The sequence below is a fragment of the Aeromonas sp. Marseille-Q7275 genome (genome assembly GCF_965119515.1).
The window spans coordinates 51297-71973 of the sequence record NZ_CBCPLW010000005.1 but is presented as its reverse complement, the minus strand read 5'-3'; the positions used below and the strand labels follow the sequence as shown (position 1 = coordinate 71973).

The 20677-nt window shown below is 66.0% G+C and carries 16 protein-coding genes; 14 read left to right on the top strand and 2 right to left on the bottom strand.

Going from position 1 to position 20677, the window contains the following annotated elements:
• Nucleotides 1-60 precede the first annotated feature (60 nt).
• Entirely contained in the window at nt 61-957 is an 897-nt protein-coding gene (prpB, locus tag ACWPWQ_RS06660) for a methylisocitrate lyase (protein WP_454009344.1), read from the bottom strand.
• 382 nt (nt 958-1339) lie between these two features.
• On the opposite strand from prpB, the gene ACWPWQ_RS06655 reads away from it, so the two are divergent.
• The 12 genes from ACWPWQ_RS06655 (at nt 1340) to ACWPWQ_RS06600 (ending at nt 16916) form a co-directional block, all read left to right on the top strand.
• Nucleotides 1340-2320: a quinone oxidoreductase family protein gene (locus ACWPWQ_RS06655; RefSeq protein ID WP_265436789.1), complete on the top strand. Its 981-nt coding sequence runs from the start codon at nt 1340-1342 to the stop codon at nt 2318-2320.
• A 73-nt stretch (nt 2321-2393) separates the two neighbouring features.
• Nucleotides 2394-3242: a TauD/TfdA dioxygenase family protein gene (locus ACWPWQ_RS06650; RefSeq protein ID WP_139439519.1), complete on the top strand. Its 849-nt coding sequence runs from the start codon at nt 2394-2396 to the stop codon at nt 3240-3242.
• Between the two features lie 81 nt (nt 3243-3323).
• Entirely contained in the window at nt 3324-4376 is a 1053-nt protein-coding gene (locus ACWPWQ_RS06645; RefSeq protein ID WP_454009343.1) for a 3-keto-5-aminohexanoate cleavage protein, read from the top strand.
• Nucleotides 4377-4566: 190 nt separating this feature from the next.
• The gene (locus ACWPWQ_RS06640) at nt 4567-5892 is read left to right on the top strand and encodes an MFS transporter (protein WP_454009342.1); all 1326 of its coding nucleotides are present in this window, start codon (nt 4567-4569) and stop codon (nt 5890-5892) included.
• Nucleotides 5889-6872 carry a DsbA family protein gene (locus ACWPWQ_RS06635; RefSeq protein ID WP_454009341.1) on the top strand — a complete coding sequence of 328 codons (984 nt, stop codon included), beginning with the start codon at nt 5889-5891 and terminating at the stop codon, nt 6870-6872. Before ACWPWQ_RS06640 ends, ACWPWQ_RS06635 begins: the two co-directional genes overlap by 4 nt.
• Complete coding sequence (locus tag ACWPWQ_RS06630) at nt 6860-7891, top strand: YeiH family protein (protein ID WP_454009340.1); 1032 nt, start codon at nt 6860-6862, stop codon at nt 7889-7891. The genes ACWPWQ_RS06635 and ACWPWQ_RS06630 overlap by 13 nt, the downstream gene beginning before the upstream one ends.
• 88 nt (nt 7892-7979) lie before the next feature.
• The gene (locus ACWPWQ_RS06625) at nt 7980-8675 is read left to right on the top strand and encodes a CoA transferase subunit A (protein WP_139439524.1); all 696 of its coding nucleotides are present in this window, start codon (nt 7980-7982) and stop codon (nt 8673-8675) included.
• Nucleotides 8676-8772: 97 nt separating this feature from the next.
• Nucleotides 8773-9402 carry a CoA transferase subunit B gene (locus tag ACWPWQ_RS06620; RefSeq protein WP_454009339.1) on the top strand — a complete coding sequence of 210 codons (630 nt, stop codon included), beginning with the start codon at nt 8773-8775 and terminating at the stop codon, nt 9400-9402.
• A 452-nt stretch (nt 9403-9854) separates the two neighbouring features.
• The gene (locus ACWPWQ_RS06615; RefSeq protein WP_454009338.1) at nt 9855-11780 is read left to right on the top strand and encodes a DUF1302 domain-containing protein; all 1926 of its coding nucleotides are present in this window, start codon (nt 9855-9857) and stop codon (nt 11778-11780) included.
• 28 nt (nt 11781-11808) lie between these two features.
• Nucleotides 11809-13167: a DUF1329 domain-containing protein gene (locus ACWPWQ_RS06610; protein ID WP_454009337.1), complete on the top strand. Its 1359-nt coding sequence runs from the start codon at nt 11809-11811 to the stop codon at nt 13165-13167.
• An 86-nt stretch (nt 13168-13253) separates the two neighbouring features.
• Nucleotides 13254-14345 carry a WD40/YVTN/BNR-like repeat-containing protein gene (locus ACWPWQ_RS06605; RefSeq protein ID WP_454009336.1) on the top strand — a complete coding sequence of 364 codons (1092 nt, stop codon included), beginning with the start codon at nt 13254-13256 and terminating at the stop codon, nt 14343-14345.
• 60 nt (nt 14346-14405) lie between these two features.
• On the top strand, nt 14406-16916 hold the full coding sequence (locus ACWPWQ_RS06600; protein WP_454009335.1) for an efflux RND transporter permease subunit: 2511 nt from the start codon (nt 14406-14408) through the stop codon (nt 16914-16916).
• Nucleotides 16917-16992: 76 nt separating this feature from the next.
• Here the strand turns inward: ACWPWQ_RS06600 and ACWPWQ_RS06595 are convergent, their stop codons facing one another.
• Complete coding sequence (locus ACWPWQ_RS06595; protein WP_454009334.1) at nt 16993-18045, bottom strand: AraC family transcriptional regulator; 1053 nt, start codon at nt 18043-18045, stop codon at nt 16993-16995.
• A gap of 316 nt (nt 18046-18361) precedes the next feature.
• On the opposite strand from ACWPWQ_RS06595, the gene ACWPWQ_RS06590 reads away from it, so the two are divergent.
• Together ACWPWQ_RS06590 and ACWPWQ_RS06585 are read left to right on the top strand one after the other, a co-directional pair.
• Nucleotides 18362-18946 (top strand): RBBP9/YdeN family alpha/beta hydrolase, encoded by a 585-nt coding sequence (locus tag ACWPWQ_RS06590; RefSeq protein WP_454009333.1) that lies wholly within the window; start codon nt 18362-18364, stop codon nt 18944-18946.
• A 60-nt stretch (nt 18947-19006) separates the two neighbouring features.
• Nucleotides 19007-20665: a fatty acid--CoA ligase gene (locus ACWPWQ_RS06585; protein ID WP_454009332.1), complete on the top strand. Its 1659-nt coding sequence runs from the start codon at nt 19007-19009 to the stop codon at nt 20663-20665.
• Nucleotides 20666-20677 lie beyond the last annotated feature (12 nt).

Here is a 20677-nt window from a genome sequence, read left to right as displayed (position 1 = left end):
TGTTTCCTCATTCAGTCCGTTGAAGCGCCGGCCGCCAGCATGAGACGGCCGGTCGGCGTGTTATTCCTTGGTAGACAGGTCCTTGGTGAACAGCCTGTCCAGGGTCTGCTCGTAGTGGTGGTAGCCGAGGAAGTCGTAGAGGGACTCCCGGGTCTGCATGGTGTCGACCACGGCGCGCTGGTGGCCGTCGCGGCGAAGCTGCTGATAGACGTTGAGGGCGGCCTGGTTGGCGGCGCGGGCGGCGCTCAGGGGGTAGAGCACCATGTCGACGCCGTGGGCAGCGAGGGCCTCCTTGTCAAACAGCTCGGTCTTGCCGAATTCGGTCATGTTGGCGAGGATCGGCACCCCGGCCGCCTGCTTGAAGCGATCGTATTGTTCCAGCTCGGTGACCGCCTCGGCGAAGATCATGTCGGCGCCTGCCTCCACATAGGCGGCGGCGCGCTCCAGGGCCGAGCCCAGCCCTTCCACCGCCAGGGCGTCGGTGCGGGCCATGATGACGAAGCTCTCGTCCTGGCGGGCATCCACCGCCGCCTTGATCCTGTCCACCATCTCGGCGATGGAGACCACGGCCTTGTTCGGCCTGTGGCCGCAGCGTTTCTGGGCCACCTGATCTTCCATATGGACGGCGGCCACCCCACCGCGCTCGAAGGCGCGAATGGTGCGGGCGATGTTGAAGGCGCCGCCCCAGCCGGTGTCGATGTCCACCAGGAGTGGCACCTGGGTCGCGGCGGTGATGCGCTCTGCGTCGATCAGCACGTCGTTCATGGAGGTCATGCCGAGATCCGGCAGGCCGAAGGAGGCGTTCGCCACCCCGGCGCCGGAGAGGTAGAGGGCCTTGAAGCCGCTGCGCTCGGCCATCAGCGCCATGTAGGCGTTGATGGTGCCGACGATCTGCAGGGGCGTCTCGTTGGCCAGGGCAGTGCGAAAACGCGTCCCGGCCGAGGATAGGTTGGACATAGTGACTCCTTTCATGGGGTGCTTGTCTGCTGTGGATGCTGGCTGTGAATACCCTCATCTCACACTACGTTTACGTCAACGTCAATTATGCTAAGGTCCAAGGCCCGTCAATGGGCGGGCACCAGCGGCTTTTCTTCTGATAACCACTGTTTATTCAATCAGATAGCGCTTCCTTCCCCAGGTGCGCCTGGCCAGTGCCATGACGCCGCCGTGGTGGTTCAGGGCCGATTCTGTCGTCTTCCACGAGGGGGGGCAACGGATTCGAAGGGGGGTGTCATGAGATGAAAAGTGGCTGTCGCCCGATGCAAAGCGGGCGTTCATGTAAATCCCTAGATTCACTCTGGACGATGTTTTCACCCATGAATGAATCTGGAGAACAGCCATGGCCAATGCCATTCGCTTTTATGAAACCGGGGGCCCCGAGGTCCTGCGCTACGAACACGTGGCGGTGGGCGAGCCCGGGCCTGGCCAGGTGCGCCTGCGCCATGAGGCGGTCGGCCTCAACTATGCCGACACCTATTTTCGCAACGGTACCTACCCCATCCCCATGCCCAATGGCCTGGGTGTCGAGGCGGCCGGGGTGGTGGAGGCGGTGGGCGAGGGGGTGACCAATGTCGACGTCGGCGATCGCGTCACTTACACCGGCTTTATCAACACCCTAGGTGCTTACTCGACGATGCGGTTGATCCCGGCCGCCCCCCTCATCAGGCTGCCGGACAGCATCAGCTGCGAGACCGCCGCCGCCATGACAATGCGGGGCCTCACCTCCGCCTACCTGATGCGCCGCATCCACGACTTCAAGCCAGGTGACAGCATCTTGCTGCACGCGGCCGCGGGGGGCGTCGGCCTCATCGTCGCCCAGTGGGCCAAGCTGCTGGGGCTGACGGTGATAGGCACCGTCTCCAGCGGGGCCAAGGCCGAGCTGGCCCGTGCCCACGGCTGCGACTTCACCATCGACTACAGCCGTGAAGACGTGGCCACCCGGGTGCGCGCCCTGACCGGGGGCGCCGGGGTCGACGTGGTGTTTGACAGCGTCGGCAAGAGCACCTTCATGGGCTCGCTCGATTCTCTTAAACGCCGCGGCCTCATGGTCTGCGTCGGCACCGCCTCCGGTCCCATCGACGGCTTCAACCCTCAGCTGCTGGCCATGAAGGGCTCCCTCTATCTGACCCGGCCGGCGCTCGCCGACTACATCGCCGATCCCGCCGAGAAGGAGGCCCTGGCCGGGGAGCTGTTCGATCACGTGGCCAGCGGCCGGATCAAGATAGAGATCAACCAGCGTTACGAACTGCAGGATGCGGCGGCGGCCCACCGGGATCTGGAGGCGCGCCAGACCACGGGCTCCTCCGTCTTCATCATCTAGGCCAAGGATCCCAGGCCAGCCCGCACTCAAGGGCGGTGCCTGCAGCACTGACTTGTCATTCAGGGAGAGAGACATGCGTGTAGAACAACTGACCTGCCACATCGGCGCCGAACTGAGCGGCGTCAACCTGGCGGACGCCGTTCACGATGAGGGGCTGTTCGCCGAGATCCGTGCCCTCCTGCTCAGGCACAGGGTGCTGTTCTTGCGCCGGCAGGAGATTAGCCGCGCCGATCACGTGGCCTTCGCCCGCCGCTTCGGCGAGCTGGAGGATCACCCGGTGGCGGGCAGCGATCCGGACAACCCCGGTCTGGTGCGCATCTACAAGTCCCCGGAGCTACCCAACGATCGCTACGAGAACGCCTGGCACACCGACGCCACCTGGCGCGCCCAACCGCCCATGGGGTGCGTGCTGCGCTGCGTGGAGTGTCCGCCCGTGGGGGGGGACACCCTCTGGGCCAACATGGTGGTGGCCTACGAGCAGTTGCCGGAAGAGATCAAGGGGAAGATCGCCGGCCTGCGCGCCCGTCACAGCATAGAGGCGAGCTTCGGGGCGGCCATGCCAATAGAGAAGCGGCTCGCCCTCAAGGCCCAGTTCCCGGACGCCGAGCACCCCGTGGTGCGCACCCACCCGGAGACGGACGAGAAGATCCTGTTCGTCAACGCCTTCGCCACCCACTTCACCAACTACCACACCCCGGCCCATGTGCGCGTCGGCCAGGACTACAGCATGGGGGGCAGCGATCTGCTGCGCTACCTCATCAGCCAGGCCTATATCCCCGAGTATCAGGTGCGCTGGCGCTGGCAGCCGGGCAGCATCGCCATCTGGGACAACCGCAGCACCCAGCACTATGCCGCCATGGACTACCCCCCCAGCCATCGCAAGATGGAGCGGGCCGGGATCATGGGGGATACCCCCTTCTGATCAAGCCCCGGGCCCCGGGCCCGGAGGATGTCACCACCCCAGGCGCTTCATGGAAGGCCAGCCAATTTAAGGAATGAACAGATGCAATTTTTTGACGATTCCCTGCACCCGGAAAACATGGAAAAGGTAGTCATCACGGTGGCCCCCTACGGTCCCGAGTGGGCCCCTGGCGACTTCCCGGAAGACATCCCGGTGACCATGGAGGAGCAAGTCCAGAAGGCGGTGGAGTGCTACGAGGCCGGTGCCACCGTGCTGCACCTGCACGTGCGCGAGCTGGACGGCACCGGCTCCAAGCGGCTGTCCAAGTTCAACGAACTGATCGCCGGGGTGCGCAAGGCGGTGCCGGACATGATCATCCAGGTGGGGGGCTCCATCTCCTTCGCGCCGGAAGGGGAGGGCGAGGCGGCCAAATGGCTCTCCGACGACACCCGCCACATGCTGGCGGAGCTGACCCCGAAACCGGATCAGGTCACTGTCGCCATCAACACCACCCAGATGAACATCATGGAGCTGCTCTATCCGGAGTACCTGGCAGGCACCTCGCTGGCGAACCCCGCCTACCAGGCGGCCTACAGCGAGATGACGGTGCCGGCCGGCCCGGCCTGGGTGGCCGAGCACTTGAAGCGCCTGATGGCGAACGGCATCCAGCCCCACTTCCAGCTGACCGGCATGCACGCCCTGGAGACCCTGGAGCGGCTGGTACGCAAGGGGGTCTACATGGGCCCCCTCAACCTCACCTGGATCGGCATCGGCGGCGGTTTTGATGGTCCCAACCCGTTCAACTTCATGAACTTCGTCCACCGTGCGCCGGACGGTGCCTGCGTCACCGCCGAGTCGCTGCTCAAAAACGTGCTGCCCTTCAACATGATGGCCATGGCCATGGGGCTGCACCCCCGCTGCGGCATCGAGGACACCATCATAGGCCAGCACGGCCAGCGCATGAGCTCGGTGGAGCAGATCCGCCAGTGCGTGCGGGTCGCCCACGAGCTGGGCCGCGAGGTGGCGAGCGGCAAGGAGGCGCGCGCCATCTACCGCATCGGCGTGCAGTACGACAGCGTGGAGGAGACGCTGCTGGCCAACGGCATGGCGCCGAACCGGACCCAGGGCCAGAAAGGGGTGCCACAGCGGTCCTGAGCCAGAGGGGTCGCCGCAATGCTGGCGGGACGGCGACCCCCCGACTCTGTTTGCCAAACGGCCTTGCGCCTTGCACTATGCAGCACGCAGGGTAACTGAGTGATGAGTCAATATTCTCTGGCCGGGGGCCTCTGCCGCCGGTCCGTTGACCGAAAAACCGAACCCAATTTGCAGTAGCGCGAGGGATTGTATGGCTACGTATCATATCGATGACGACCCAGAGGCCGGCAAGGTTGCCGTGCCCCGTCGTTATGCCTGGATAGTGTTTGCGCTGACCTTCGGTCTGCTCATCTCCGATTACATGTCGCGTCAGGTGCTCAACGCCGTCTTCCCCATGCTCAAGGGGGAGTGGGCGCTCTCCGACACCCAGCTGGGCCTGCTCAGCGGCATAGTGGCGCTGATGGTCGGCCTGCTGACCTTTCCCCTCTCCCTGCTCGCCGACCGTTTCGGCCGGGTCAAGAGCCTGGCCATGATGGCCGCGCTCTGGAGCCTGGCGACCCTGGGCTGCGCCCTGGCCCAGAACTACGAGCAGATGTTCATCGCCCGCTTCCTGGTGGGGGTGGGGGAGGCCGCCTACGGCAGCGTCGGCATCGCCGTGGTGGTCTCGGTGTTCCCGCGGGAGATGCGGGCCACCCTCTCCGGCGCCTTCATCTCCGGCGGCATGTTCGGCTCAGTGCTCGGCATGGCCACCGGGGGCGTGCTGGCGCACTTCCTCGGCTGGCGTTGGGCCTTCGCCGGCATGGCCCTGTTCGGCCTGGTGCTGGCGGCCATCTATCCCCTCATCGTCAAGGAGGCGCGGATCTCCCAGACCGGCCGGGCGGCACGGGGAAGCACAGAGACGGACCGCAATCCCCTGCGCAGCCTCTACTCCAGCCGCTCGGTGATCTCGGCCTATGTGGGCAGCGGCCTGCAGCTGTTCGTCGGCGGCACCGTCATCGTCTGGATGCCGAGCTATTTCAACCGCTACTACGGACTGGACACGGACAAGGCGGGGCTCATGGCCGCCATCATAGTGCTGTGCAGCGGCGCCGGCATGATCCTCTGCGGCATGCTGAGCGATCGGCTCTGCCGCAACCGGCCGGATCGCAAGATCAGCCTCGCCATCGCCTACTGCCTCGGGAGTTGTCTGCTGCTCTCCCTGGCGTTTGCCCTGCCGGCCGGGTTGCCTCAGCTGCTGCTGATAGGGCTGGGGATGTTCATCGCCACCGGCACCTCGGGCCCCGCCGGTGCCATGGTGGCCAACCTCACCCACGCCAGCGTGCACGGCACGGCGTTCGCCACCCTGACCCTTGCCAACAACCTGCTCGGGCTGGCCCCGGGCCCCTTCATCACCGGCAAGGTCTCCGACCACATCGGCCTGGACAACGCCTTCCAGCTGGTGCCCCTCATCAGCATCGCGGCGGCCGCCGTCTTCTTCTACGGCAAGCGCCACTACCACAAGGACGTGGCCCGGCTCGAAGGGGATGCCGGTCGCCGGGTCATCACGGGCCCCCAGGGCACGGAGGTGAGGGCATGAGGCTCAGCATCGAGGTCTATATGGATTTCATCTGCCCCTGGTGCCTCATCGGCAAACGCCAGCTGGCGCAGGCCCTGATCCAGCTGGGGGCAGTGCGGCCCGAGGTGCGGGTCGATGTGCACTGGCGCGGGGTGCAACTGCTGCCCGCGCTGCCGGTGCAGGGGGAGGATTTTCACGACTTCTACCTGCGGCGTCTTGGCAGCGAACAGGCCATTGGCCTGCGTCAGGCCCAGGTGCGACAGGCGGCGGCCGGCGTCGGCGTTGCGCTGGACTTTGGCAAGATCCCCCGCATGCCGAACACGGCCGATGCCCACCGCCTGTGGCAACGGGCCTGCCAGCTGGGATCGCCGGCGCAGCTGGACGAGCTGCTGGATCGGCTGTTCGCCTGCCACTTCCTGCACGGCGGGGATCTGGGGGATGGAGCTACCTTGCTGGGGCTGGCAGAGGCGGCGGGCTTTGGGTCCGCCGATCTGGTGAGCTGCCTGCAGGGGGACGGGACCCCCTTCCACTGCGATCCGCCCGGGGCGGCCCACCAGGGGGTGCCCAGCTTCGTGTTGGGGGAGGGGCTGACTCTCAGCGGGGCCCAGCCGGTGGCGCAGCTGCTGGCCAGCCTGCGCCAGGCCCTGGATGCGGCAACCGGGGCGCCGGCGGCGCGGATCTTGGTGCCGGCCGAGCGGGTGCCTGAACCGGGCAAGCGGATCCTCATCGAGGCCCAGGGCAAGAGCCTGGTGCTGTTCAACGTCGATGGCCGCTTCCACGCCATCGACGACGGCTGTCCCCACCAGGGGGCCTCATTGTGCGGTGGTCGGCTGGAGGGGGAGGTGATCCAGTGCCTGGCCCACGGCCTGCGCTTCAACCTGAACACCGGCTATCTGCTCAACTCCACCCAGCTCAAGGTCGGCCTCTACCCGGTCGAGCAGGCGGGTGATCAGCTCCATATCGTCATCCCACAAGAGGAAGCCGTCCCATGCACGCGCTGAACCCCACCAAGACCGCCAGCGCCCGCTTCTCACGGGTGCGCGAACTGGCCCCCGGCATGGCGGTCAGCATCACGGTGGCGGCCGCCGCCACCTTCCTCTCCGAGCACTACGGCGCCCCCGTGCTGCTGTTCGCCCTGCTGCTCGGCATGGGGCTGAACTTCCTCAGTGCCGAGGGGAGCTGCAAGGCGGGCATCGAATTCACCGCGCGCAGCGTGCTGCGCATCGGGGTCGCCCTGCTTGGCATGCGCATCACCCTGGGCCAGATCGCCGAGCTGGGCTGGATGCCGGTGCTGCTGGTGGTCGCCCTGGTGGTGGTCACCATCGGCCTCTCCGTGGTGGCGGCCAGGGCGATGGGGTTCCAGCGCCTGTTCGGCATGCTGACCGGCGGGGCGACCGCCATCTGCGGCGCCTCCGCCGCCCTGGCCCTGGCAGCCTCCCTGCCCAATCACCCGCAGAAGGAGCGGGCCACCCTGTTCACCGTGATCGGGGTCTCGGTGCTCTCGACCCTGGCGATGATCCTCTACCCCATGATCGCCCGCTTCTTCGAGCTGACGCCGGTGGAGGCGGGGGTCTTCCTCGGCGCCACCATTCACGACGTCGCCCAGGTGGTGGGGGCCGGCTACAGCATGTCCACCGAGACCGGGGACGTGGCCACCGTGGTCAAGCTGATGCGGGTCGCCATGCTGCTGCCGGTGATCGTCGTGGCCGCCATGATCACCCGCAGGCAGGGGGCGGATGGCCCCTTGGGCAAGCGTCCGCCCCTGCTGCCCCTGTTTGCCGTCGGCTTCCTGGTGCTGGCCTGCATCAACAGCACAGGCTGGGTGCCCGTGCCGTTGCAGGAGGGGGTCAACGGCCTGTCACGCTGGTGCCTGGTCATCGCCATTGCCGCCATCGGCATGAAGACCCAGCTCAAAGAGCTGGCGGCGGTCGGCATCAAGCCCATCCTGCTGATGGTGGGGGAGACCGCCTTCCTGGTCGCCCTGGTGCTGACCCTGATGCATTGGGGCATCAAGCCTTAGGAAGGCCATGGATGCCGAGTCAACAAACAGCCATACAACGAACGCGCCCCCGTGGCCAACGGACTAGCCAGAGAGCAGAGAGGTCTTTATGAACAAGGTTTATCCCAGCGCCCAGGCCGCCCTGAGCGGCCTGGTGCAGGACGACATCACCATCGCCTCGGGGGGCTTCGGCCTGTGCGGCATCCCCGAGCAGCTGATCGAGGCGCTGAGGGAGAGCGGCAAGGGCGGCTTCACCATCATCAGCAACAACTGCGGGGTGGATGAGTTCGGCCTGGGGCCGCTGCTCCACAGCCGCCAGATAAAGAAGATGATCTCCTCCTACGTGGGGGGCAACAAGGAGTTCGAGCGCCAGTACCTCGCGGGGGAACTTGAGCTTGAGTTTACCCCTCAGGGGACGCTCGCGGAGAAGCTCAGAGCCGGCGGCGCCGGCATCCCGGCCTTCTTCACCCGCACCGGCTACGGGACGCTCATCGCCGAGGGCAAGGAGACTCGCCAGTTCGACGGCGAGTGGTATGTGATGGAGCACGCCCTGACGGCAGACCTGGCCCTCATCAAGGGGGCCAGGGCCGACAAGGCGGGCAACCTGATGTTCAACAAGACGGCACGCAACTTCAACCCGCTCTGTGCCAAGGCGGGGCGGGTCTGCGTGGCCGAGGTGGAGGAGATAGTCGAGGTGGGGGAGCTGGCCCCCGACGACATTCACCTGCCCGGCATCTATGTGCAGCGGCTGGTGCTGAACCCCAACCCCGAGAAACGCATCGAAGTGCGAACAGTGAGGAGCTGACGATGGCCTGGACCCGTGAAGAGATGGCGCCGTGTTGCGCACAAGTGCTGCCGGCAGCGTTCGTTTTACAGCATTGCGCACTGAGGAGCAGATAGCGATGGCCTGGACCCGTGAAGAGATGGCGCAGCGCGCCGCACAGGAGCTGCAGGACGGCTTCTACGTCAACCTGGGGATCGGCCTGCCGACCCTGGTGGCCAACTACATCCCGGACGGCATGGAGGTGTGGCTGCAGAGCGAGAACGGCCTGCTCGGCATAGGCCCCTTCCCGAGTGAAGAGGAGCTCGATCCCGATCTCATCAACGCCGGCAAGCAGACCATCACCACATTGCCCGGCAGCAGCTTCTTCGACAGCGCCGAGAGTTTTGCCATGATCCGCGGCGGCCACATCAACCTGGCCCTGCTCGGGGCCATGCAGGTCTCCGAGCGCGGGGATCTCGCGAACTGGATGATCCCGGGCAAGATGGTCAAGGGTATGGGGGGCGCCATGGATCTGGTGGCCGGGGTCAAGCGGGTGGTGGTGCTGATGGAGCACTGCGCCAAGAACGGGGAGCACAAGATACTGGAGTGGTGCTCCCTGCCGCTGACCGGGGTCGGGGTGGTGGATCGCATCATCAGCGATCTCGCCGTGCTGGACGTGACCCCCACCGGCCTTCGCCTGGTGGAGCTGGCCCCCGGCATCGAGTTCGAGGCGCTGCAGGCCGCCACCGGCTGCGCCATCGCGCACTGATCGTCTGGCTTTCGGTGGGGAGGGGGCCTGGGCCTCTCCCCGCCGTTTTTGTTTCTGACACCCCGCTTCCCCTTCGCCGAAACGCTTCCCCCACGCATGCAGCCCATCCCGCCAGACAGGTGAACAGGCCCGGAACCGGGGCTGTCTGACACCGCTTTCGGCGCCCTTTGCCATCCTCCTCCTGCGCTGTCATCAAATGAAAAGTGGCTGACGTTCAATGGCAAGCGTGGCCCGGGAGGGAGGCCTTACAGTCGGCACACAAGAGAGAAAGAGCGGGCTCATCAGAGCGAGCGACACCCCGGGGCCGATGCAAAAACAGAGCTGCATCCTCGAGCGCCAAACAAGGTGGTGCGCCATCAGCCAGGTCATCTCCCTTGCATCAAAGCCAACGGAAACGGCGACGGAACAGATAACAACAACGACATCAGATGACGACACTCGGAGAGACTGTAATGGATTACAAGCACACGAGTCATGGTGGCGGGGCCCTGCGCCTGCGCCTGCTGGCGGCGGCCATCGCGGCCGCCCTCATGCCCACCGTTCAGGCGGTCGAGGTCGATACCGGAAGCGAAGAGTGGTCCGTTCGCTTCGACAACACCGGCAAGTTCAACTACGGCATGCGCACCGAGAGTGCCGATGAGCGGATGCTCGCCACCCCGAATAACAACGACGGGGATTACAACTTCAAGGATGCCGGCGATACAGTCACCACCCGCTTCGATCTGCTGACCGAGCTGGACGTGGTAAACAAGGGCAACACCGGCTTTCGCCTCAGCGCCGCCAGCTGGTATGACTACGCCTACCGCGACGTCGGCGCCGACGAGAACCCCTTCATCAACGGCAACAGCGCGAGCTCCGGCATCGTCGGGCTGCCTCCGGTGGCGGGCAACCGTCACCTGAGCGACTATGCGGATCGCTACTACCATGGCCCCTCCGGCGAGCTGCTCGACGCCTTCGTGTTCCACAACATGGAGCTGGGCGACGAGTCCCTGCTCGGGGTCAAGATAGGGCAGCACAACATCTTCTGGGGGGAAACCCTGCTGAGCCCGGTGCACGCCCTCAGCTATGGCCAGTCGGGCCTGGATCTCGCGAAGCTCGCGGCCTCCCCGGGGACGGAAGCGAAAGAGCTGTTCGTGCCCCGCAACCAGATCTCCGCCTCCTTCACCCTGAACCCGGAGTGGACCTTCGCCGCCCAGTACTTCCTGGACTGGAACGCCGCCCGCCTGCCGGAAGCCGGCACCTATTACGGCAGCTCGGATCTGGTGGGCTTCGGTGCCCAGTCCTTCCTGCTGGGCCACACCGGCGGGCCTGGCCTGGCCGGACCGAGCGGCACCCTCAGCAACATTCGCCGTGGCGCCGACATCGAGCCGGGCAAGCACGGTGACTGGGGCATCATGGCCAAGTGGTCCCCCGAGGCGCTGGATGCGACCCTGGGGGCCTTCTACCGCCGCACCGCCGACATCCTGCCCCAGGCGGTGCTCGATGCCCGTGGCATGACCATTCGCGGGGCGGCGCCCCTGCCGGCCGGGGCCGTGCCCAACCTGCGCCAGTCCATCGCCAACACCAGCTACGCCCTGGCCTATGGCGACGAGATCGACATCTTTGGCCTCAGCCTCTCCAAGGACATCGCCGGGGTGAGCGTCGGCAGCGATCTCAACTATCGCCAGCACATGCCCCTCTCCAGCATCCCGGCCCTGCTCAGTGCCACCGGGCCCGGGGGACTGGCCAACGGCTTCGGGATCCCGGCCCCCGTGCTCGGCCCCCGTCATCCGGACACCGGGGTGATCACCGATGGCTCCGATGGCTACAGCGCCACCGGCGATACCCTGCACTGGACCCTCAACGGCCTGATGACCTTCGCGGACACGGCGCTGTTCGACGGCGCCGCCCTGCTCGGGGAGCTCTACTACAGCAACCTGCTGAGCCTGGATGACCACAACAAGGCGCTCTACAAGGGGGAGGAGAGCTATCAGGGCATCGACAAGCCCACCCGGGACAACTGGGGGCTGGCGGTCAACTTCACCCCGACCTGGTATCAGGTCCTGCCGGGGGTCGACATGACCATGCCGCTCTCGGTGAACTGGGGGCTGGCGGGCATCTCCCCGGTCCAGGCGGGCGGGGCGAAAGACACCGGCAGCTACGCGGTGGGGCTCGGCGCCACCCTCTACAACCAGTACTTCGTCGATCTGAAATACGTGGACTCCTTTGGCAAGTCTGCCGAGTGCAATGACGGTGCCGAGGACGGTGCCACCCCCAATGCCCTCGATGGGGCCCAGCGCAACACCTGTTATGCCGGTGGTTACGCCTCCTTCTCCGGTGGCGGCGCCACCACGGAAGACAGAGGCGCCATCTACCTGACCCTGAAGACCACTTACTGAGTCAATCGACCGAGTCGGAGAACGAGATATGACATTCAACAAGACCCTGCTGGCCGCCTCCCTCACCCTGGCCCTCGCGGGCCAGGCACTGGCCGCCGTCTCCAGCAGCGAAGCCGCACAGCTCGGCACCAGCCTGACCCAGGTGGGCGCCGAGGCGGCCGCCAACGCCGATGGCAGCATCCCCGCCTACAACGGGGGCCTGACCACTCCGCCGGCCGGCTTCAAGGCCGGTGACAGCATGCGCCCGGATCCCTATGCGGGCGAGCAGCCGCTCCTGGTCATCACCGGCAAGAACGCGGCCCAATACCAGGGGGCGCTGACCGCCACCACGGCGGAGCTGCTCAAGCGCTTCCCGGACTTCAGGGTGGACCTCTACCCGACCCACCGCAGCGTGGCGCTGCCCAAGGCGGTGCTGGACAACACCAGGCAGAACGCGCTGAACGCCATCACCCTGGCGGGGGGCATGGCGGTGGACAAGGTGCTGCCGGGCATTCCCTTCCCTATCCCCAAGAGCGGGGCCGAGGCGATGTGGAACTTCCTGCTGCGCTACCAGGGGGTGAACATCGCCACCAAGTACGACTCCTGGAACGTCGACGCCGCCGGGGTGGCGGCCCTCTCCACCACGGGGCAGGCCTTCATCAACTACGCCATCTACGAGGACATGAACAAGCCGGTCTCGGCCAGGGACACCTACTACCAGATGAAGCTCCATTACACCGGCCCGGCCCGCCGTGCCGGCGAGGCCATCATGCTGCGCGACGCCGCCAACCCCCTGGAGCAGCCGCGCAAGGCCTGGCAGTACCTGCCTGGTCAGCGCCGGGTCAAGCTGGCGCCGAACCTGGCCTACGACACCCCGAACCCGGGCACCTCGGGGGCGGGCACCTATGACGACGTCTTCGTCTTCAACGGGGCGCTGGACCGCTTCGACTGGAAGCTGGTGGGCAAGCAGGAAATGATAGTCCCCTACAACACCTATCGGCTGACCTATCAGCCCGATGCCAGGGCGCTGACCACCCCCAACTTCCTGTCACCGGATCAGGTGCGCTGGGAGAAGCACAGGGTCTGGGTGGTGGAGGGCAACCTCAAGGCCGGTGAGCGCCACATCTACGCCAAGCGCCGCTTCTACCTGGACGAAGACAGCTGGGTGGCGCTGGCCTCCGATCAGTACGACGCCCGTGGTCAGCTCTATCGCGGCTCCTTCGCCTTCCTGAGCCAGAGCTACGACAAGGAGACCCCGGACGCCACCCCCTTCATGATCTATGACCTGGTGGCGGGCAGCTACAACATCAACGGCGTGGTGGGTCCCCATGGCGGCATCAAGTACGGCGATTCGCTGTCCAAGGCGAAGTGGTCGCCCGAGTCCCTGGCCGGGGCGGGGATCCGCTGATCCTGACGGGAGCCAGGTTCGCCGCAGGCGAGCCCGGCTCCCGCTTTTCGCGCCGGGGTGCCCGGCGCATGTGGAGACAAGGACGTATGGGTTCATTCAACAAGTTGGCGCCCTGGCTGTGCTGCGCCCTGCTGCTGCCGGGACTCGCGCAGGGGGCGCAGGCGCAGGCTGCGCAGGGGCCCGAATACAGGGACGTGCTGGATCTGCCGGCCAGGGCGAGCGCCCTGGCCCGATACAGCCCCCTGCTGGATCTGGCCCGAGCCGGGTCGCGGCTGGTGGCGGTGGGGCAGCGGGGGCACATCCTCTACTCGGACGACGAGGGGCGGCGCTGGCAGCAGGCCAGGGTGCCGGTGAGCTCGGATCTGAATGCCGTCACCTTCCCCACTCCCGAGCAGGGCTGGGCCGTGGGGGGGGACGGGGTGGTGCTGCACAGCCAGGACGGTGGTGCCAGCTGGCAGAAACAGCTGGATGGTCGCCAGATAGGGGAGCTGGTCCTGCGCCATTACTCGGCCCTGGCCCGTGCCGAGCCAGTCAACGAGTCCTGGCCGCAATGGGTGGCGGAGGGGCAGCGGCTGGTGGAGGAGGGGGCCGACAAACCCCTGCTCGACGTCTGGTTTGAGGACGACAGGGTCGGCTACGTGGTCGGGGTCTTCAACCTGATACTGCGCACCCAGGATGGCGGCCTGCACTGGACGCCCATGCAGGATCGCACCGACAACCCGGACGGGCTCCATCTCAATGCCATCGCTCCCGCCGGTGACGTTCTCTATCTGGTGGGCGAGCAGGGGCTGCTGCGCAAATGGGAAGCGCAGAGACAGCGCTTCGTCTCACTGCCCAGCCCCTATGACGGCAGCTTCTTCGGCCTGATCGGCCGCTCGGATGAGGTGATCGTCTATGGCCTGCGGGGCCATGCCTATCGCAGCACGGATGGGGGCGAAAACTGGACCCGGCTCGTGAGCCCGCTGCCCATCAGCATCAGCGCCGCGATGCAGGGGGCCGATGGCCAGTTCCGCCTGTTCACCCAGGCCGGCCATATGCTGCGGCAACGGGGCAACGAGCCGTTGACCCTGGCCCCCCTGGCCGAGCCATCGCCGGTGGCGGGCGCCGCCCTGACCGTCGATGGCGCCCTGGTGCTGGTGGGCAGCCGCGGGGTGCGTACCCTGGCGGCGGTCAAATAAGCTGTCTCAACGCAGGCCGTCACCGGATGACGGCCCAATAACGATAACGAGGATCCAGACATGGGCCATGTGAAGCAAGATTCGATGCCGGTGATCCGCGAGCTGAGCGCGTTCGACAGGCACTCAGGCAACCTGCTGGAGCGGCTGGTGTTCAACCACAGAGCGCTCTTCATGCTGGTGATGACGCTGGCGACCCTGGTGTTTGGTTACATGGGTGCGACCCGCCTGGCGCTGGCGCCCAGCTTCGAGAAGATGATCCCCCAGAGCCAGCCCTACATCAAAAACTTCCTGGAGAACCGGGACTCCCTGCGCGGCCTCGGCAACTCGGTGCGGGTGGTGGTGGAGAATACCCGGGGGGACATCTTCGACCCCGACTATTTGAGCGTCCTCAAGCGGGTCAATGACCAGCTGTTCCTGACCGAAGGGGTGGACAGGGCCTGGATGAAGTCCCTCTGGAGCCCGGCGGTGCGCTGGACCGAGGTGACCGAGGAGGGCTTCCAGGGCGGGCCCGTGATGCCGGATGCCTATCAGGGCTCGGCCTCTGACATCGAGCAGCTGCGCCAGAACATCAACCGCGCCGGCATAGTCGGCAGCCTGGTGGCGAGCGACTTCAAGTCCAGCATGCTGATAGTGCCCCTGCTGGACAAGGCCTCTGTCACCGGCAAGCCCCTCGATTACCATGACTTCTCCCGGCGCCTCGAGCAGTTGCGCAGCCAGATTGAATTTGACGGCAAGCCCCACCAGGCGGGGGAGGAGGGGACGGGCCAGTACAGGATCCGGGTGATCGGCTTTGCCAAGCTGGTCGGCGATCTCATCGACGGCCTCATCCAGGTGATCCTCTTCTTCGCCCTGGCGGTGGCGACCTCCCTGGCCATCATCTTCCTCTACACCCGCTGCGTGCGCAGCACCCTGCTGGTGGTGGGCTGCTCCCTGATCGCCGTGGTGTGGCAGCTCGGCATCATCGCCTGGCTGGGGTACGCCATCGACCCCTACTCGGTGCTGGTGCCCTTCCTCATCTTCGCCATCGGTGTCTCCCACGCGGCCCAGAAGATGAACGGCATCATGCAGGACATCGCCCGCGGCACGCACCGCCAGATAGCGGCGCGCTATACCTTCCGCCGCCTCTTCCTCGCCGGGGTCACGGCGCTGCTGGCCGATGCGGTGGGCTTCGCCGTGCTGATGCTGATCGACATCCCCGTCATCCAGGATCTCGCCATCACCGCCAGCATAGGGGTGGCGGTGCTCATCTTTACCTCTTTGCTGCTGATGCCGGTGGCCCTCTCCTATGTGGGGGTGGGCCGCAAGGCGGCCGAGCGGGCGCTCAGGATAGACACCCACGCCGCCGCCAACCAGGGCTTCGGCAGACTCTGGACACTGCTGGACTGCTGCACCGAGCGCAAGTGGGCCACAGTGGTGGTGATCCTCGGCCTGGGGATGGGCATAGGCGGCTACCTGGTGAGCCTGCACCTCAAGATTGGCGATCTGGACAGCGGCGCCCCCGAGCTGCGCGCCGATTCGCGCTACAACAGGGACAACGCCTACATCACCGGCCACTACGCCCTCTCGAGCGATCTCTTTGCGGTGATGATCAAGACGGCGCCGGAGGGGTGCCTCGACTACCGGACCCTGATCCTGGCGGATCGCCTGGGGTGGGAGCTGCAACAGCATCCCGGCGTGCAGGCCACCAGCTCCCTGGTCAATGCGGTGCGCCAGATCACCGCCGGCACCTATGAGGGCAACCCCAAGCTCGCCAGCATCCAGCGCAACCAGAACGTGCTGAACTATGCCGCCCAGCAGGCCTCGGTCAACAGCCCGGAGCTGTTCAACACCGATTGCTCCCTGATGCCGGTGATCGCGTACTTGAAGGATCACAAGGCCGAGACCCTGAGCGGCGTGGTGGCCATCGCCAAGCGGTTTGCCCGGGAGAACGGCACGGCGGATCGCCAGTTCCTGCTGGCGGCGGGCAGTGCCGGCATAGAGGCGGCCACCAACCTGGTGGTGCACGAGGCCAACCGCACCATGCTGCTCTACGTCTACCTGGCGGTGACCCTGTTCTGCCTCATCACCTTCCGCAGTTGGCGGGCGACCCTGGTGGCCCTGGTGCCCCTGATGCTCACCTCTGTGCTGTGCGAGGCGCTGATGGTAGCCATGGGCATAGGCGTCAAGGTGGCGACCCTGCCGGTGATTGCGCTCGGGGTCGGCATAGGGGTGGACTACGCCCTCTACCTGCTGAGCGTGCAGCTGCACCATCAGCGCCAGGGCATGTCGCTGGTGGACGCCTATCGTCAGGCCGTGGCCTTCACCGGCCGGGTGGTGGGGCTGGTGGGCATCACCCTGGCCGCTGGCGTGGTGGCCTGGGTCTGGTCCCCCATCAAGTTCCAGGCCGACATGGGCATACTGCTCACCTTCATGTTCCTGTGGAACATGCTGGGGGCCCTGATAGGGGTGCCGGCGCTCTCCTACTTCCTGCTCTCCGGGTCTGGGGCCGTGCCTGCCCAGGCGCGGCAGGAGGGGGATGCCAGGGAGGGGGCCAAGCCCTGCCGGACCCCGGTGGGGGCCGACGTCAGCTAACCAGCGCCGTGACACAGGAAAAAGAGAAGGGAGGCGCTATGCCTCCCTTCTCTCGTCTGGCGAATGGCGCCGGCCCTCAGCCGTAGGCGAGGCCGGCGGGGGCGGGCTGGGCCACCTTGGGCAGGCCCTTGTGGCGGGAGCGCCAGGTGGCCGGCGGCATGCCGAACTGGGCGCTGAACCAGCGGGTGAAGGAGCTTGGCATGGAGTAGCCCAGCATGTCGGCGATGTGGCCCAGCGAATAGCCGGAGTTTTGCAGGTAGCGCATCACCAGATCCCGGCGAACGTCGTTGACCAGCTCGCTGAAGGTGACGCCGCTCTCCTCCAGATGGCGCTGCAGGGTGCGCACGTTCATCCCCAGGGTGCGGGCTATCTGCTCTATGGTGGCGCGCCCCATGGGCAGCAGCAGGTAGATGGCCTTGCGCACGTCCGTCATCAGGGATTGCTGGGTCTCCACCAGCAGGGTATCGAGGTACTGGCGGGCATGACGGGCCATGGCCTGGTTGGCCAGGGGGTTCGGAATGTCCAGATCGGCGGCCTGGCAGACGATGCCGTTGAACTCGCTGCCAAACTCCAGCTTGCAGCCGAACAGCCGCTTGTGGATGGAGAGATCCGCCGGTGCATCATGGGTGAAGTTGACGCTGATGGGATGCCAGTTGGCGCCGACCCCGACCTGGGCCGCACAGAAGCGATACATGACGCCGACCGCGAGCTCGGTGGCCTGGCGCGACGGCATGGGGGCGTCGGTGATGATCTCCTCGCGAATGATCACCGCCTTGCCCGCCTCTTCGATGAAGATGGCCAGGGCATTATTGAACAGGTGTATGTACTGCACTATGACCTGCAAGGCCTCGCGCAGGTTGGGCTGGTAGCTCAGCAGCAGGCTGACCTCGCCAAAGTCCGACAGCTGGCGATGCTCCGCCATGCGCAGACCCAGGCTCTGGCAGTTCCCGGTGCGGGCGGACAGCTCGAGCAGGTTGACTATGGTGGAGACGGGGATGCGCTGATTGGGCACATCCAGAATGGAGGCGCTGAGGCCGGCCTGCGACAGCAGGTTGGGGGTATTGAGGCCCAGCTGGCGGGCGACATCGAGATAGTTGGTGAGGGTGGCGGCTCTGGCAAGGAGGGTCATGATGCAATTCCCATGGCGACAGCTCATCTGCTGGTTGCTTGTTGTTAACTGGTTTTTATCATTTCGTTTACAAGTTGGAAAGTGCTTATTAACTGATCTATTAGTCGCAGGTGCCATGTGATGACCCTGCGTGCCAGCCCGATCCATGGCCTTTCGAGTCCGGTTCTATGCAGCCCGGTGGCGCTCACGCCATCAGACTCCTGTCATATAAAGACAACTCCATGGCACCCAAGGTAAAGCAGCCGGTAGCCTGGCACCTTACTGTGGTCCTGATGTCATCCGGCCGTCGCCGGAGCGCCTGAACAGGGGAAGAGAGATGAGGACATTTCAGCCCGAGGCCACAGTACTGATAGTGCCCGGCCTGCGTGACCACGTAGCGGATCACTGGCAGACCCTGCTCGCCGAGCGGCTTGAGAAGGTGGTGACAGTGCCGCCGTTGACCTCGGACAAGCTGAGCTGCCAGGCCAGGGTCGAGGCCATAGCGCAGGCGCTGGCGCGCATCCAGGGCCCGGTGATCCTGGTGGCCCACAGCGCCGGGGTGCTGATGCTGGCTCACTGGGTGGCGCAGCAGGGCGCGGCCCTGCATCGTCACCCCATCCGGGGCGCCCTGCTGGTGACGCCGCCGGATCTGGACGCCAGCTGGCCATCCCATTACCCGAGCCCGCAAGCCATGCAGGCCGGAGGCTGGCACCCGCTGCCCCGCATGAAGATGCCGTTCCCGAGCCTGGTGGTGATGAGCCAAAACGATCCCCTGGCGAGCCCGGCGGCGGTGCGTGCCCTGGCCCAGGACTGGGGGAGCGAGCTGGTGGATGCCGGGACAGTGGGACACCTCAACCCGGCGAGCGGATTTGGCCCCTGGCCCCATGCCGAGGCCTTGCTGCGGCGTCTCGACGCCCGCTAACCCAGATGGCGAGGGGAGACTGGCTCCCCTGCGCCCAGACACGAATCGGAAGGAGTCCGTATGGTGAAGACAAGGATCATACCGCCAGCCCAGGGAGCCCATGCCTATCCCTTGCTGATCAAGAGCCTGCTGTTATCCGGGGTGCGTCAGCACCCGGACCGGGAGATAGTCTATGCAGATCGACTGCGCTATGACTATCGCACCCTCAACCAGCGCATCCACCGCCTCGCCAACCTGCTGACGGCCTCGGGCATAGGGCCGGGGGACACGGTCGCCCTGCTGGACTGGGACAGCCACCGCTCCCTCGAATGCTTCTTCGCCGTGCCCATGATAGGCGCCGTGCTGCACACGGTGAACGTGCGCCTCTCGCCGGAGCAGATCGCCTTCACCATGCACCACGCCGAGGATCATCTGGTGCTGGTTCATGACGACTTCCTGCCCATGATGGAGAGCATCCAGGAGAGGCTGCCCACGGTGCGCGGCTATATCCGGCTGACCGATGGGGAGCTGCCGTCCACCGCACTGCCCCTGCTCGGGGAGTACGAGACGCTCTTGGCCGGGGCACAGAGTCACTTCGATTTCCCCGACTTTGACGAGCATTCGGTGGCGACCCTGTTCTACACCACGGGCACCACAGGGGATCCCAAGGGGGTCTATTTCAGCCACCGCCAGCTGGTGCTGCATACCCTCAACGAACTGGGCACCCTGGCGGCCCATGCGGGCCAGTCGCTGCTCTGCTCAGACGATGTCTACATGCCCATCACCCCCATGTTCCACGTCCATGCCTGGGGCGTCCCCTATGTGGCGACCATGCTGGGGGTGAAGCAGGTCTATCCGGGGCGCTACGAGCCGGACAAGCTGGTGCGGCTCTACCGCGACGAGGGGGTGAGCTTCTCCCACTGCGTGCCGACCATCTTGCAGATGATCCTCGACTGCGAGGAGGCAGCAAAGACCTCCCTTGCGGGCTGGAAGATGCTGCTGGGGGGCAGTGCGCTGCCGCTCGGGCTGGCGACCCAGGCTCACCGACAGGGGATACTGGTGCACGCCGGTTACGGCATGTCGGAGACCTGCCCGCTGCTGTGCGTGGTGCACCTCGCTCCCGAGGAGCTGGCGCTGCCCATGGCCCAGCAACTGCCGCTGCGGATCCGCACCGGCAAGCCCATCGGCCTGGTGGACTTGCGCATCATCGACGAGCAGGGCCGGGCGCTGGCCCATGATGGCCAGACCATGGGAGAGATAGTGGTGCGTGCTCCCTGGCTGGCCCAGGGCTACCTGAAAGAGCCGGACAAGGGGGCCGAGCTCTGGGAGGGGGGCTGGCTGCACACGGGGGACATGGCCTCCATCACCCCGGACGGCACTGTGGAGATCAGGGATCGCATCAAGGATGTGATCAAGACAGGGGGCGAGTGGATAAGCTCGCTGGCGCTGGAGAGCCTCATCAGCGCCCACGCCGCCGTTCATGCGGTGGCCGTGATCGGGGTGCCGGACGAGCAGTGGGGGGAGCGGCCCCTGGCCCTGGTGGTCGGCAAGGAGGGAGCGCATCTGGATGCACAGGCCATCAAGGCCCACCTGCAGGGGTTCGTCGACAGCGGTCGCATCAATCGCTGGGCCATTCCGCGCCAGATTCACATAGTGCAGGAGATCCCCAGGACCAGTGTCGGCAAGGTGAACAAGAAGCTGATCCGGGAGCGTGAATGCCGCCCGGCGGCGGAAAACTGAGGGCGCCATCAT

Bases quoted from the DNA above. Each gene is read 5' to 3' on its own strand.
- ACWPWQ_RS06630 (WP_454009340.1), top strand. From the start codon at position 6,860: ATGCACGCGCTGAACCCCACCAAGACCGCCAGCGCCCGCTTCTCACGG.
- prpB (WP_454009344.1), bottom strand. From the start codon at position 957: ATGTCCAACCTATCCTCGGCCGGGACGCGTTTTCGCACTGCCCTGGCC.
- ACWPWQ_RS06605 (WP_454009336.1), top strand. From the start codon at position 13,254: ATGGGTTCATTCAACAAGTTGGCGCCCTGGCTGTGCTGCGCCCTGCTG.
- ACWPWQ_RS06615 (WP_454009338.1), top strand. From the start codon at position 9,855: ATGGATTACAAGCACACGAGTCATGGTGGCGGGGCCCTGCGCCTGCGC.
- ACWPWQ_RS06625 (WP_139439524.1), top strand. From the start codon at position 7,980: ATGAACAAGGTTTATCCCAGCGCCCAGGCCGCCCTGAGCGGCCTGGTG.
- ACWPWQ_RS06640 (WP_454009342.1), top strand. From the start codon at position 4,567: ATGGCTACGTATCATATCGATGACGACCCAGAGGCCGGCAAGGTTGCC.
- ACWPWQ_RS06600 (WP_454009335.1), top strand. From the start codon at position 14,406: ATGGGCCATGTGAAGCAAGATTCGATGCCGGTGATCCGCGAGCTGAGC.
- ACWPWQ_RS06620 (WP_454009339.1), top strand. From the start codon at position 8,773: ATGGCCTGGACCCGTGAAGAGATGGCGCAGCGCGCCGCACAGGAGCTG.
- ACWPWQ_RS06610 (WP_454009337.1), top strand. From the start codon at position 11,809: ATGACATTCAACAAGACCCTGCTGGCCGCCTCCCTCACCCTGGCCCTC.
- ACWPWQ_RS06595 (WP_454009334.1), bottom strand. From the start codon at position 18,045: ATGACCCTCCTTGCCAGAGCCGCCACCCTCACCAACTATCTCGATGTC.
- ACWPWQ_RS06650 (WP_139439519.1), top strand. From the start codon at position 2,394: ATGCGTGTAGAACAACTGACCTGCCACATCGGCGCCGAACTGAGCGGC.
- ACWPWQ_RS06585 (WP_454009332.1), top strand. From the start codon at position 19,007: ATGGTGAAGACAAGGATCATACCGCCAGCCCAGGGAGCCCATGCCTAT.
- ACWPWQ_RS06635 (WP_454009341.1), top strand. From the start codon at position 5,889: ATGAGGCTCAGCATCGAGGTCTATATGGATTTCATCTGCCCCTGGTGC.
- ACWPWQ_RS06655 (WP_265436789.1), top strand. From the start codon at position 1,340: ATGGCCAATGCCATTCGCTTTTATGAAACCGGGGGCCCCGAGGTCCTG.
- ACWPWQ_RS06645 (WP_454009343.1), top strand. From the start codon at position 3,324: ATGCAATTTTTTGACGATTCCCTGCACCCGGAAAACATGGAAAAGGTA.
- ACWPWQ_RS06590 (WP_454009333.1), top strand. From the start codon at position 18,362: ATGAGGACATTTCAGCCCGAGGCCACAGTACTGATAGTGCCCGGCCTG.